Here is a 12,950-nt window from a genome sequence, read left to right on the forward strand (position 1 = left end):
TTCTTCAGGAGCCCAGCCATGTTTACCAATGTTGGAACCGCGGACCGCGCCGTCCGCATCTTGATCGGCATCGCCATGATCTTGCTGGCGTTCTTTGGCAAGGTGCCGGCGTGGGTGGGCTGGTTGGGGCTGATACCTCTGGTGACGGGCCTGATCCGCATGTGCCCGCTCTATTGGGTGCTGGGCATTGGGCGGGACTGACTAGGCGACAAGCCAGAACACCGCCCAGCCGGACAGAAGCATGGTCAGCAGACCGGCGGTGACCTTGCCGGCAAAAACGCGGCCTCCGCTGATGGCCACGACAACCTTCGAAAACGTATTGGCTGTCAGCGCAAGCATCACCAGCATGCCTGCCGTCGAGGTTTGCAGCGTGTGACCGGCAACTTGCGTTGCAATGGAGGCGGTTGCGGCATGCACATCGGCAAACGCACCAACCACGGTGACAGCCACCACCGCTGCGGTTCCGAACCATGTGCGCGCAGCGGCGGCGGCAAGCAGCAAGGCTGCAGTCCACAGCGCAAAACCGATCGCCACGCGCCAGTTGACGGATGACGTTGAACTCTCAGGCGCCTCCTGATGCGGCTCGCTGGCGCGCCATATCCAGAGAGCCGACCATGCCGCGGTCGCCATCATGCCCACCGCCAGCGGGGCTGCCAGCACGCGCAACAAGTCGATGTTGATGGCTGCAATCAGCAGCAGCATCTGCACCAGCGTGGCGACATTGGACAGCAGCGCTGCGGCAACCGCACCGTCAACGGGCCGATGGCCCTTCCGGACCCGCGCTGCCATCACCGTGATCGTTGCCACACTTGATGCAAATCCGCTAAACAGGCCGGCCAGCGGCAAGCCGATGCGCTCTCCAAACCATCGCGCCGCAAAATGGCCCATGTTGCCGGTCAGCATGACAAGAAGCACAACCAGCCACAGCGTATGCGGGTTCCAGGCGTTCAGCGGCCCCATGTCCCGGTCGGGAACCGCGGGCCAGATCAGCAATGCTGCGACGGCAAGGATCAGCAGATCGGCGAGTTCACGCTGGGTGATGACCGTGCGGGCAAACCGATGCAAACCCGCTTTGGCATAGAGCAGGACAAGAAGTACCGTGCCGAGGCCAGCCGTCATTTCGGGCTCGCTCACGGCATAGGCGCCTAGCAGCGTGGTGGCCAGCAATGCGAGTTCCGTCGTCACGCCGGGATCGACATTGGCCGAATGGTGATAACCCAGCGCCGCCAACACCGCGACCGCCAGCAACACGGTAGGCACGGCAAGCGGTATCGGTAGGCTTGCCGCAATGGCACCAGCCAGCGCCCCGATCGCAAACGTTCGCATGCCCGCGGGCAGTTCTGCGCTGCCGGTGTGGCTACGCTCGCGCTCAAGGCCGATCGCCAGGCCCACGCCCAAGGCAACCGAGAAGGACAGTAGTGAAGACATTCGGTGGATATGGATAGCCGTTGCATTGCACCCGTTCAGTATTGTGCGCGGCAACGCTTTTCGATTGATCTGGCGCAGTCGATGGTCGACTGCCGGGACGTGGTTCCGCGGGGCTGATCCATACTAGCCAGACACGCGCTACGGAGGCAGCGATGTCTGAATCGATGCAGGCCATGGTGATGGAAGGCGCCCGAAAGCCATTGATCTGGCGTGAAGTGCCCATGCCCACGCCTGGGCCGGGCGAGGTTCGGATCGCGGTGTCCGTGTGTGGCGTCTGCCGTACCGACCTCCATATCGTGGACGGCGAGCTGACCGCCCCGAAACCATCCCTCATTCCCGGTCACGAAATCGTAGGCATCGTCGAGTCATGCGGCGAAGGTGTGATAACGCCCGCCCGAGGCGAGCGCGTTGGCGTGCCGTGGCTCGGTTGGACATGCGGCGTCTGCCCGTATTGCCTGCGCGGGCGCGAAAACCTGTGCGACCACCCCGCCTTCACCGGATACACGCGCGATGGCGGGTATGCGCAATACGTCGTCTGCGACGCGCGATACTGCCTGCCGATTCCCGAGCGATACGACGATGCACACGCGGCGCCGCTGCTCTGTGCCGGCCTCATTGGCTACCGCACGCTGCGCATGGCGGGCGATGCACGCCGCATCGGCATCTACGGCTTTGGCGCTGCGGCCCACCTCATCACGCAGATTGCCGTGGCAGAGCAGCGCGAAGTCTTTGCCTTCACCCGGGCCGACGACACCGCGGCGCAACAACTTGCGCTGGACACCGGCGCCAAGTGGGCAGGCGCCAGCGACGGCCCCGCACCGGAGCCGCTTGACGCCGCGTTGATCTTCGCGCCCATCGGCACGCTCGTGCCGCAGGCGCTGCAGGCCGTGGTCAAGGGCGGCTCGGTGGTCTGCGGTGGCATTCACATGAGCGACATCCCCGCGTTTCCGTACCGGTTGCTATGGGAAGAACGCAAGCTGGTCTCCGTCGCGAATCTCACGCGTGCGGATGGGCTCGCGCTCATGCACATCGCGGCAAATATTCCCTTGCGGGTCCACGTCACGCCCTATCGATTGCAAGACGCCAACACTGCCTTGGACGACCTCCGCGCCGGGCGGGTGGCCGGCGCTGCCGTCCTGCAGATGTCTTCGGAAGACCTTTGACACGCGTCAACAGCCTCGGCGCCATGCTGTCTACGCTGATTACACGCGGTGCCCGACTGCGCAACGCCTTGGAGACCATCATGTATCAGCGAATCCTGCTCGCCGTCGACGGCAGCCACGCCTCCTATCTTGCGCTGCACCAGGCCATTGTGGTCAGCAAGGCGACGGGCGCGGAAGTCGAAGCTCTGTTTGTAGCCGATAGCAGCGACATCACCTTCGACATGGTTGGAGTTGACTCGATTGCCTACGCCAACCATGTGGTCGGCTACGGCCGTGACACCCTTGCCGAGGTATCGAAGAAGCTGGACGCGGCTGGCGTCAAGCATTCGACCAAATTGCTCGAAAACTCCATTGCGCCGGGGCAAATTTCCGCAACGATTGTCGGGGAAGCCAACGAGACCGGAGCCGACCTGATCGTGCTCGGCACGCATGGCCGGCGCGGGCTCAAGCATCTGGTGCTCGGCAGCGTGGCCGAGGGCGTGGTGCGCAAGACCAACAAGCCGGTACTGATGGTGCGTAGCGAGGTCGACGAGTAAGGGGCAGCGAGCAGCACGGTCTACCGATCCTCTCCTGCGAGAGGGGCACACCCTAACGCCGCCCGCCTGGAGACCCCTGAGGGGCGGCGACGTCTTTTTGGAAACCGGGCCTGTCGCGCGGCGGCTAGTGCATTCAAGCGCACTCAATTCTCTGCCCCCCTCCCCGTCCGGACCGGCCCTCCGCCCGCCGGACCAAGCCGCGACAGTGCAAAACGCTGCCGCCCCGGAACGCGAGCCAATGGTGATGCGTTTTGACGACAGTGTTGCCGCGCTGAACGTGCACGTCTGGGTCACAACCGAGCACTTCTGCGACATGCCGGTGGCACTCGCCCAGCCAGTCCGCCCCACCCTCGCAGATGCCCAGTGCGCTGCGCTCATGCGCGTTCGCGAGCTGAATATCGTGCAAGCCGCCGCCCAAAAAAAACGATGGCGGACGCATCTGTCAAGGCCGCAAAACCGCCCAGACCCTGGCCGGATGAGGGGCGGGATTTTCTTGTGCATTCGCAAACGCATTGCATAGACTCACCTTTCAAGGCATCCCTATAGGCAAACGCATCATGTGTCGCTGGCTGGCGTATTCAGGCAATCCCATTCAGATGGAGACAGTGCTGTTCCGGCCGCGGCACTCGTTGATTGACCAGAGCCTGCGCTCCCGCCTCGGCGGCGAGACGACCACCAACGGCGACGGTTTCGGCATCGGCTGGTACGGCCGCTACTCTGAAGTGCCTTTCCGATACCGGTGCCTGCACCCCGCGTGGAACGACACCAACCTGCGTGAAGCCGCCCGCGCCATCCGCTCGTCCATGTTCATCGCCCACGTGCGCGCGGCAACGGACACCCCCGCCCAGGAAACGAACTGCCACCCGTTCCGCTACGGCCGGTGGCTTTTTGCGCACAACGGGCTGATCCGCGAATATCCGTTGCTCCGCCGCGCGCTGATGATGGAAGTGGCGCCCGAGCTGTTTCGCTGGATCGAAGGCTCGACCGATTCCGAGATCATGTTTTTCCTGGCGCTCTCGTTCGGGCTTGACCGCGACCCGCGCGGCGCGCTCGAACAGATGGTCGGGCTGATCGAAGACATCGGCCGCCGCCACGGCGTCGAATACCCGCTGAACATGACGGTCTGTGCAACGGACGGCGTCCAGATCGTGGCAGCGCGCTATTCCAGCGAGGGCGAATCGCGCTCGCTCTTCCACAGCACATCTTTCAAGCACCTGCACCAGCTCTATCCTGACAGCGCCGCAATTGAAGACGCAGGGGACGGGGCGTTCCTTGTGCTGTCAGAGCCGCTTGTCGACCTGCCCGGCGCCTGGGCGGAGATCCCTGAAGAGACTGTCGTGATCGTCAAGGGCGGCATGGTCGAGCACCACCGTTTTGTGCCACGAACGCCCGGCCCCACGGGTTTTGACCTGCCCGCCAACCAAGCCACTTACGGACGCGAAGCAAGCTGATCGCGCTCCCGCTGGGGTGACATAGGCATCACCCCACTCCTTTTTGCCCCCTCCGCTGAAGCCTCCTGACAAAACGTTGTCAGGAGCCCTGCGTTACGCTCGCGCTCGCGACATGTTTCGTAGCCGAACCGGATCTTCATAATCCGCTACAGTTTATGGCTCGAATTCTGATTGCCGGCGCAGCTGCCAATGGTTCACCCGCGCCAGCATTCCCCCTTACCTCCAAGCTCCAAGGAACGCCCTCCATGTCCTCCGGTGTCATTCGCCTGCGCGGAGCCCGTCAGCACAATCTCAAAAACCTCGATCTGGACCTGCGTACGGGTGAAATGACCGTCGTGACCGGCCCATCGGGGTCCGGCAAGTCCAGCCTCGTTTTCGACACGCTCTACGCTGAGGGGCAGCGCCGCTACGTCGAGACCTTCAGCGCCTATGCGCGCCAGTTCCTGGACCGCATGGACCGGCCGCAGGTCGAGCACGTTGAAGGCGTGCCCCCCGCCATCGCCATCGACCAGACCAACCCGGTGCGAAGCTCGCGCTCGACGGTCGGCACGATGACGGAGCTGAACGATCACCTGAAGCTGCTGTTTGCGCGCGCCGCACAGCTGTTCGACCGCGACACCGCGCTGCCGGTGCGCCACGACACGCCGGAAACCATTTACGACGAGCTGCTTTCGCGTACGCGCGAGGGCGATCCGCGCCTGGTGGTGACCTTTCCCGTCGAGCTGCCCGCCAATACGAGCCCCGAAGAAGTCACGCAGTGGCTGTCGGTCAGCGGCTATACGCGCGTGCAGGCCGAGCGCGTGGTCGAATCGTCCACGGGCAAGCGCAAGCTGCTCGACGTGGTGGCCGACCGCTTCCGCCTGCAGGGCACCGAGCGTGCCCGCGCCCTGGAGGCCATCGAGTCGTCGCTCAAGCGCGGCGGCGGGCGCGTCAGCGTCTACGTGCTTCCTGCCGATGAAGGTGCGGAGCCCACGATCTGGCGCTTTTCCACCGGCCTGCACTGCCCCGAAAGCGACCTCCGCTACGCCGACCCGCAGCCCGCGCTCTTCTCGTTCAACTCCGCTTACGGCGCGTGCGATGCCTGCCGCGGTTTCGGCCGCGTCATCGGCGTCGATCTGGGGCTGGTGATTCCGGACGAGCGCAAGACGCTGCGCGACGGTGCCATCAAGCCGATGCAGACGCCGGCCTGGAAGGAGTGCCAGGACGACCTGATGCGCTACGCCGCCGCAGCCGACATCCCGCGCGGCACGCCGTGGGCAGAGATGACCGAAGCCCAGCGCAACTGGGTCATCAACGGCGACCCGGCCTTCAAGCGTGGCGGCTGGAACAAGCAGTGGTACGGCGTGCGCCGCTTCTTCGACTACCTGGAGTCGAAGGCCTACAAGATGCACATCCGCGTGCTGCTCTCCAAGTACCGCAGCTACACGACCTGCGAAACCTGCGGCGGTGCACGATTGAAAACCGAGTCGATGCAATGGCGCCTCGGCACCAAGGAAAACGCCGACGCCGTGCTCGCACCCGAACACCGCTTCATGCCGCGCGGCGTGGCCTGGAGCCGCGCCCAGCTCGAAGCCTTGCCCGGGCTGACCGTGCACGACCTGATGCTGCTGCCGATCGAGCGCATCCGTCGTTTCTTCGATGAACTGACGCTGCCGACCACGCTGCTCGACGACGCACTGAAGCTGCTGCTGGACGAAGTGCGCACGCGCCTGGCGTATCTGTGCGACGTCGGCATCGGCTATCTGACGCTCGACCGCCAGAGCCGCACGCTGTCTGGCGGTGAAGTGCAGCGGATCAACCTGACGACGGCGCTCGGCACATCGCTCGTCAACACGCTGTTCGTGCTGGACGAACCCAGCATCGGCCTGCACCCGCGCGATCTGGATCGCATTGTCCAAGCCATGCAACGCCTGCGCGATGCGGGCAACACGCTGGTGGTCGTCGAGCACGATCCTTCGGTGATGCTGGCCGCCGACCGCCTGATCGACATGGGCCCCGGCCCCGGCGAGCGCGGCGGCAACATCGTCTTCGACGGCACGCCGGCGGCCATCCGCCACGCGGACACACTCACGGGCGCGTATCTGTCGGGCCAGCGCCGCGTGGCCGATGCGACCGACTGGCAAGCGCGTCCCGTCAACGATGCCACGCCGCGTCTGGTGCTCGAAGGCGCAGCGGAACACAACCTGCGCGATGTCACGGTCGAGATTCCGCTGCAGCGCCTGGTGTGCGTGACCGGCGTGTCCGGCTCGGGAAAATCGACGTTGATCCAGGACGTGCTGCACCCCGCGCTGGCGCGGCACTTCGGCAAGGCGACGGAATCGCCCGGCGCATTCCGCGCGTTGCGCGGCGCGGATGAGATCAGCGACGTGGTGTTCGTTGACCAATCCCCGATCGGCAAGACCGCGCGTTCTAACCCGGCCAGCTACGTTGGCGCGTTCGATGAAATCCGCAAGCTGTTCGCCAAGGCACCGATGGCGCTGCAGCGCGGCTACACGGCCGGCACGTTCAGCTTCAACTCGGGCGACGGCCGTTGCCCGACCTGCGGCGGCTCGGGCTTCGAGCACGTCGAGATGCAGTTCCTATCCGACATCTACCTGCGCTGCCCGGATTGCGACGGCACGCGCTATCGCGCCGAAATCCTGGAAGTGAAGCTGCCGCGTGCCGGCCGCGCATTGTCGGTGGCCGATGTGCTGGAACTGACCGTGAGCGAAGCCGCCAGCGTGTTCGCTGATGACGCCGAAGTACTGCGCGTGCTGCAACCGATCGTCGACGTGGGCCTGGAGTATGTGAAGCTTGGCCAGCCGGTGCCGACGCTCTCCGGCGGCGAGGCGCAACGCCTGAAGCTGGCCGGCTTTCTGGCCGAAGCCGCACAGGCCGCCCAGGCGGCCGCCCGCAAGCGCGTGAAGCAGGACGTGCCCGCCAACGCCGGCCGCCTGTTCATGTTCGACGAGCCGACCACCGGGTTGCACTTTGACGACATCGCCAAGCTGATGCGCGCGTTCGGCAAGCTGCTCGACGCCGGGCATTCGCTGATCGTGATCGAACACAACCTCGACGTGGTGCGTGCGGCGGATTGGATCATCGATCTCGGCCCCGAAGGCGGCGATGCCGGCGGCCTGCTTGTCTGCGCCGGCACGCCTGCGCAGGTCAAAGACTGTGCTGCATCGCACACCGGCGCCGCGCTCAAGCAATACGAAGCCAGCGTCGGCCAGCCGGAAGCCATCGAAGGCGTACCGCTGCAGACGGCACTGGCCGAGCGCCGCGCCAAGCGCGCTGCGCTTGCGGAAGTCCAGGGCGAAAACGTCGTGCGCATCGTCCACGCGCACGAGCACAACCTGAAAGGCCTGAACGTCGATATTCCGCACGGCAAGTTCAACGTGGTGACGGGCGTGTCGGGTTCGGGCAAGTCGACGCTGGCGTTCGACATCCTGTTCCACGAGGGGCAGCGCCGCTATCTTGAATCGCTCAATGCCTATGCACGCTCCATCGTGCAGCCGGCGGGGCGTCCGGAGGTCGATGCGGTCTACGGCATTCCGCCCACGGTGGCCATCGAGCAGCGCCTGTCGCGTGGCGGCCGCAAGAGCACGGTGGCGACCACGTCCGAGGTGTGGCACTTCCTGCGGCTGCTGTATGTGAAACTGGGCGTGCAGCACTGCATCCATGACGGCACGCCGGTATCAGCGCAAAGCCCGGAGGCGATCTTTGCCCAGCTCATGCGCGACCATCGCGGCCAGCACATCGGCCTGCTTGCGCCGCTGGTCGTGAACCGCAAGGGCGTCTATACCGACCTGGCCAAATGGGCCAAGGCGCGCGGCTATACGCATCTGCGCGTCGATGGCGAATTCCTGAGCGTTGATCCGTGGCCGCGCCTGGATCGATTCCGCGAGCACACGCTGGAACTGCCCGTGGGCGACATCGTTGTCTCGCCGGAAAACGAAGCGGCGCTGCGTGCGCTTCTGGAACAAGCGCTGGAGTACGGCAAGGGCATCATGCACGTGCTCGCGCCGCTGGATGGCCTGCAACACGCCATGCACAACGGCGGCACGGCGCACGTCGGCAACGTGAAGGTGTTTTCGACCAAGCGCGCGTGCTCGACCTGCGGCACCAGCTACCCCGAGCTGGACCCGCGCATGTTCTCGTACAACAGCAAACATGGCTGGTGCGCGAGCTGCGTCGGTACCGGATTGGCGCTCACGCGCGAACAGCGCGCCGCGTTTGACGACACCGTGCTCGGCGGCGACGATCGCGGCCGCGAGCAGACGCTGCCGTCGGAGGAAGTCGATCCGGAAGGCATGACCGACCTGCCCTGCCCGGATTGCCACGGCACGCGCCTGAACCCGACGGCGCGCGCGGTGACGTTTGCCGACAAGCCCATCGTCGACATTGCGCAGTGGACGGTCAGCCAGACCCGCCGCTGGGTCGAAGGCCTGGACCTCACCGGTCGCGACGCCGACATCGCCCGCGACGTGGTGGCCGAGATTCACAGCCGCCTGTCATTCCTGGAGGAAGTCGGCTTGGGCTACCTGAGCCTGGATCGCGCCGCGCCAAGCCTGTCGGGCGGTGAAGCACAGCGTATTCGGCTGGCTGCGCAACTCGGCAGCAACCTGCAAGGCGTCTGCTACGTGCTGGATGAGCCGACCATCGGCCTGCATCCGCGCGACAACCGGATCCTGCTCGACGCGCTGCGCAAGCTGGGCGACAAGGGCAACACGCTGGTGGTGGTTGAGCACGATGAAGACACGATCCGTCGCGCCGATCACATCATCGATATCGGCCCGGGCGCCGGCAAGCGCGGCGGCACGTTGGTGGCTCAAGGCGGCGTAGCGGACCTGGCAGCCCAGCCGGATTCGCTCACTGGTCGGTTCCTGTCGCAGCCGATCGAGCATCCGCTGCAGCCGCGCCGTCAGGTGGTCGCACCACGCATCGGCGCTCAGGCAGTGCCCGAGCAATGGTTGACGGTGCACGGCGCCAAGCTGCACAACCTGCGCAACGTCACCGCAACGATGCCGCTGTCGCGCCTGGTGGCCATTACGGGCGTATCGGGCTCGGGCAAATCGACGCTGGCGCGCGATGTGTTGATGACGAACCTGCTCGATGCGGTCGGCCGTTCGGTGCTGTCTTCGCCGGCCACGCGGCGCGCACGCAAGGCCGCGCAGGCTGAGACGCCTGAGGCGAAGATGCCGCGCAAGCTCGACGTCAAACACGACTGGCACGGCTGCGACAGCGTCACCGGCTGGGAAACCATCGACCGCGTGCTGGAAGTCGACCAGACGCCGATCGGCAAGACACCCCGTTCGTGCCCGGCGACGTACATCGGCGTGTGGGACACCATCCGCAAACTCTTTGCCGACACGCTGGAGGCGCGCGCACGGGGCTACACCGCCTCGCGCTTCTCCTTCAACACCGGAGACGGCCGCTGCCCCGCCTGCGAAGGCCAGGGCGTGCGCACCATCGCCATGAGCTTCCTGCCTGATGTGAAGGTCGGCTGCGACGTCTGCCACGGCCAACGCTTCAACGCCGAGACGCTTGCCGTCACGTGGCGCGGCAAGAACATCGGCGATGTGCTCACCATGGAAATCGACGAAGCGGTCGAGTTCTTTGGCGCGATGAACAGCATCGCCCACCCGCTGCAGTTGATGAAGGACGTTGGCCTCGGCTACCTGACGCTCGGCCAGCCTTCGCCCACGCTGTCCGGCGGCGAGGCGCAGCGCATCAAGCTCGTCACCGAATTGTCCAAGGTGCGCGATGACCTGACCCGACGCGGCCAGAAGGCGCCCCATACGCTGTACGTGCTGGACGAGCCGACCGTCGGCCTGCACATGGCCGATGTGGCCAAGCTGATCCGGGTGCTGCATCGCTTGGCAGACGGCGGGCACAGCGTAATCGTGATCGAGCACGACCTCGACGTGATTGCCGAGGCGGACTGGGTCCTCGATCTCGGCCCGGAAGGCGGCGATGAGGGCGGCACGATCGTCGCGGCTTGCGGGCCGGAGGCGTTGACGCGGGTGGCGGCCAGCCACACTGGCGCAGCATTGGTCCCGGTGCTAGCGCGCGGCAAGCAGGTCGATCCGAGCAAGGAAGGCGCGACGGTCTGACGTGGCGCGGCGGTCTTCACCCTGGTGGAGACCGTCGGCCCTGCCCGTCGCGTCGTGTGGCGTCGGCAATCCTTTCGCTTTCCTGAGCAAACCCGGACAAAGAGCCTGCCCAAGCAGGGTTTGCCCTAAAGAACCGGGCTGCGCTGCCGTCACATTGTGGAGATTGTGAAGAAAGCGTTTGCGCGCGTCCGACCATGGCCACTTCGTCCACGAGCAACACCTACATTCCGCCGATTTCCATTCCGGGCATCGGCACGAATATCGACGTCAACAACCTTGTTACGAAGCTAATGCAGGCGGAGAGCAAGGGCATGACGCTGCGGCAGACGCAGCAAAAGGCGTTTCAGACGCAGTTGTCGGCGGTCGGCTCCCTCAAAAGCGCGCTGTCGACCTTCCAGACCGCGATGGCGGCCCTGAACAACCCGGACACGTTCACGGGTAACAAGGCCAGCGGGCACGACACGTCAATCCTCACTGCTTCGCTGTCCAACACGGCGCCCGCCGGCACGTACCAAGTCAACGTGACGCAGCTTGCTCAGGCGCAGGTGCTGTCGGCCAACGGGCAGGCATCCAGCAAGACGCCCATTGGCGGCGGCACGCCCACCACCCTCACCTTTTCATTCGGTAGCGTCTCGGGCGGCAGCTTTGCCGACGGCAAATACACCGGCGCCACTTTCACGCAAAACGGCAACCAGGCCGGCGGCTCGATCACCATCGACCCGTCGAACAACACGCTCGCCGGCATCCGCGACGCCATCAACAGCGCCAACGTGGGCGTCTCGGCCAGCATCGTCAACGACGGCAGCAATTCGCCCTATCGGCTGGTGCTGACGTCCACCGCAGGCGGTGCCAACTCGGAGATGAAGATTTCCGTGTCGGGCGACCCCGCACTGCAATCCCTGCTGAGCCACGATCCGGCCGGCACGCAGAACATGACCGAGGTGGCTACGGGCCGCAACGCCATGGCCACCGTCAACGGCATCAGCGTGCAAAGCGCCACCAACACGCTGACGGACGTGGTGGATGGCACCTCGTTCACGCTGGCGAAGACGGGTAGCACGACCGTCACGGTCGGCAGCGACGCTGGCCAAGCCAGCCAGTCGGTGCTCAATTTTGTGAAGGCGTACAACGCGTTGCGCATCCAGCTCAACGCGCTGACCAAGTTCGACACCGCCAACGCCGCCAACAACGGCGCGCTGGCCGGCGACGTCAGCACCAAGATGATGATCAACCAGTTGACCGACGTGCTGGGCCAGGGCATCGGCAACGGTGCGTTCCAGTCGCTGGGCAGCATCGGCGTGACGATGGACAAGGAAGGGACGCTGTCGATTGACGACCCCAAGCTGACCGCCGCCCTGAAGAAATCGCCCAGCCAGGTGGCGGCCGTGTTTGCCGGCACGGGCACGGCGACGGATTCACTGCTGAAGGTTTCGGCGTTTTCGACGGCCACACAGGCCGGCAGCTATGGCATCAACGTCACGCAACTGGCCACGCAGGGTTCGCTGAAAGGCTCGGCGGCAGCCAACACGACCATCCAGAGTGGCGCGAACGATAGCCTGTCGGTCACGCTCAGCGGTATCACGACCAACATCAAGGTGCCCGCGGGCAGCTACACCCCGTCGAGCCTGGCCGCGCAGATCCAAAGTCAGATCAACGCATCGCCTGACTTGCAGCGAGCCAAGGTGGAAGTCGCCATCGGCGCCGATGCCAACGGCGTGCTGACGTTGACCGACAAGCAATACGGATCGGTATCGACGGTGTCTGTGTCAGGTAATGGCGCGGCGTCGCTGCTCGGCGGCAGCCCGACGGCCACGGCCGGGCGCGATGTGCAAGGCACCATCAACGGCGCTGCCGCCACGGGTTCGGGCCAGAACCTGTACGGCGCCAGCGGCTCGGCTGTGGATGGCCTGACGGTGCAAGTCACTGGCGGTGCGCTGGGCGACCGCGGCACCGTCACCGTGCAGCGCGGCTACGCGGCGCAACTGCACACCGTATCGGGCAACTTGTTGTCGAGCAACGGCATGGTGCAGAACGCCACCGACGCCATCAACAATTCGATCACTTCGCTCGGCACCCAGATCGACCGGATGCAGAAGCAGCTCGATGCCAAGCAGGCGCTGTATTACGCGCAGTTCAATGCGCTGTCGAAGGTGGTAGCCAGCATGACGAACACCAGCAACTACCTGACGACGCAGTTGGCGCTATTGCAGAAGCAGCGGGCGGGGGGCTGACCGCGCTGACTGCACCTTGAGTGCACAACCGCTGCGGCCATTTGCC

7 protein-coding genes are annotated in these 12,950 nt (G+C 65.2%); 6 read left to right on the forward strand and 1 reads right to left on the reverse strand.

Annotated features, from left to right (window positions below; all coding sequences use genetic code 11):
- Positions 1 to 18 precede the first annotated feature (18 nt).
- Positions 19 to 201, forward strand: a complete 183-nt coding sequence (locus BM136_RS20955; protein WP_092975251.1) for a YgaP family membrane protein — start codon at positions 19 to 21, stop codon at positions 199 to 201.
- On the opposite strand, the gene BM136_RS20960 is transcribed toward BM136_RS20955, so the two are convergent.
- A complete protein-coding gene (locus BM136_RS20960; protein ID WP_092975253.1) occupies positions 202 to 1,428 on the reverse strand; it encodes an MgtC/SapB family protein in 1,227 nt (408 codons plus the stop codon).
- A gap of 152 nt (positions 1,429 to 1,580) precedes the next feature.
- On the opposite strand from BM136_RS20960, the gene BM136_RS20965 reads away from it, so the two are divergent.
- From BM136_RS20965 to fliD, 5 genes are all read left to right on the forward strand, one after another.
- On the forward strand, positions 1,581 to 2,591 hold the full coding sequence (locus BM136_RS20965; protein ID WP_092975256.1) for a zinc-dependent alcohol dehydrogenase family protein: 1,011 nt from the start codon (positions 1,581 to 1,583) through the stop codon (positions 2,589 to 2,591).
- An 80-nt stretch (positions 2,592 to 2,671) separates the two neighbouring features.
- Complete coding sequence (locus tag BM136_RS20970) at positions 2,672 to 3,127, forward strand: universal stress protein (RefSeq protein ID WP_092975577.1); 456 nt, start codon at positions 2,672 to 2,674, stop codon at positions 3,125 to 3,127.
- Between the two features lie 557 nt (positions 3,128 to 3,684).
- The gene (locus tag BM136_RS20980; protein WP_092975262.1) at positions 3,685 to 4,578 is read left to right on the forward strand and encodes a class II glutamine amidotransferase; all 894 of its coding nucleotides are present in this window, start codon (positions 3,685 to 3,687) and stop codon (positions 4,576 to 4,578) included.
- Between the two features lie 245 nt (positions 4,579 to 4,823).
- Positions 4,824 to 10,673, forward strand: coding sequence for an excinuclease ABC subunit UvrA (gene uvrA, locus BM136_RS20985; RefSeq protein ID WP_092975265.1), 5,850 nt, complete (start codon positions 4,824 to 4,826; stop codon positions 10,671 to 10,673).
- Positions 10,674 to 10,867: 194 nt separating this feature from the next.
- Positions 10,868 to 12,904 (forward strand): flagellar filament capping protein FliD, encoded by a 2,037-nt coding sequence (fliD, locus tag BM136_RS20990; protein WP_092975268.1) that lies wholly within the window; start codon positions 10,868 to 10,870, stop codon positions 12,902 to 12,904.
- The last annotated feature ends 46 nt before the right edge of the window (positions 12,905 to 12,950 follow it).

The sequence above is a fragment of the Ralstonia sp. NFACC01 genome (genome assembly GCF_900115545.1).
In the GTDB taxonomy this organism is placed as follows: Bacteria; Pseudomonadota; Gammaproteobacteria; order Burkholderiales; family Burkholderiaceae; genus Ralstonia; species Ralstonia mojiangensis.

Excerpts from the sequence above, each read along its gene's own strand:
- uvrA (WP_092975265.1), top strand. The coding sequence starts at position 4,824 with ATGTCCTCCGGTGTCATTCGCCTGCGCGGAGCCCGTCAGCACAATCTC.
- BM136_RS20965 (WP_092975256.1), top strand. The coding sequence starts at position 1,581 with ATGTCTGAATCGATGCAGGCCATGGTGATGGAAGGCGCCCGAAAGCCA.
- BM136_RS20955 (WP_092975251.1), top strand. The coding sequence starts at position 19 with ATGTTTACCAATGTTGGAACCGCGGACCGCGCCGTCCGCATCTTGATC.
- BM136_RS20980 (WP_092975262.1), top strand. The coding sequence starts at position 3,685 with ATGTGTCGCTGGCTGGCGTATTCAGGCAATCCCATTCAGATGGAGACA.
- BM136_RS20970 (WP_092975577.1), top strand. The coding sequence starts at position 2,672 with ATGTATCAGCGAATCCTGCTCGCCGTCGACGGCAGCCACGCCTCCTAT.
- fliD (WP_092975268.1), top strand. The coding sequence starts at position 10,868 with ATGGCCACTTCGTCCACGAGCAACACCTACATTCCGCCGATTTCCATT.
- BM136_RS20960 (WP_092975253.1), bottom strand. The coding sequence starts at position 1,428 with ATGTCTTCACTACTGTCCTTCTCGGTTGCCTTGGGCGTGGGCCTGGCG.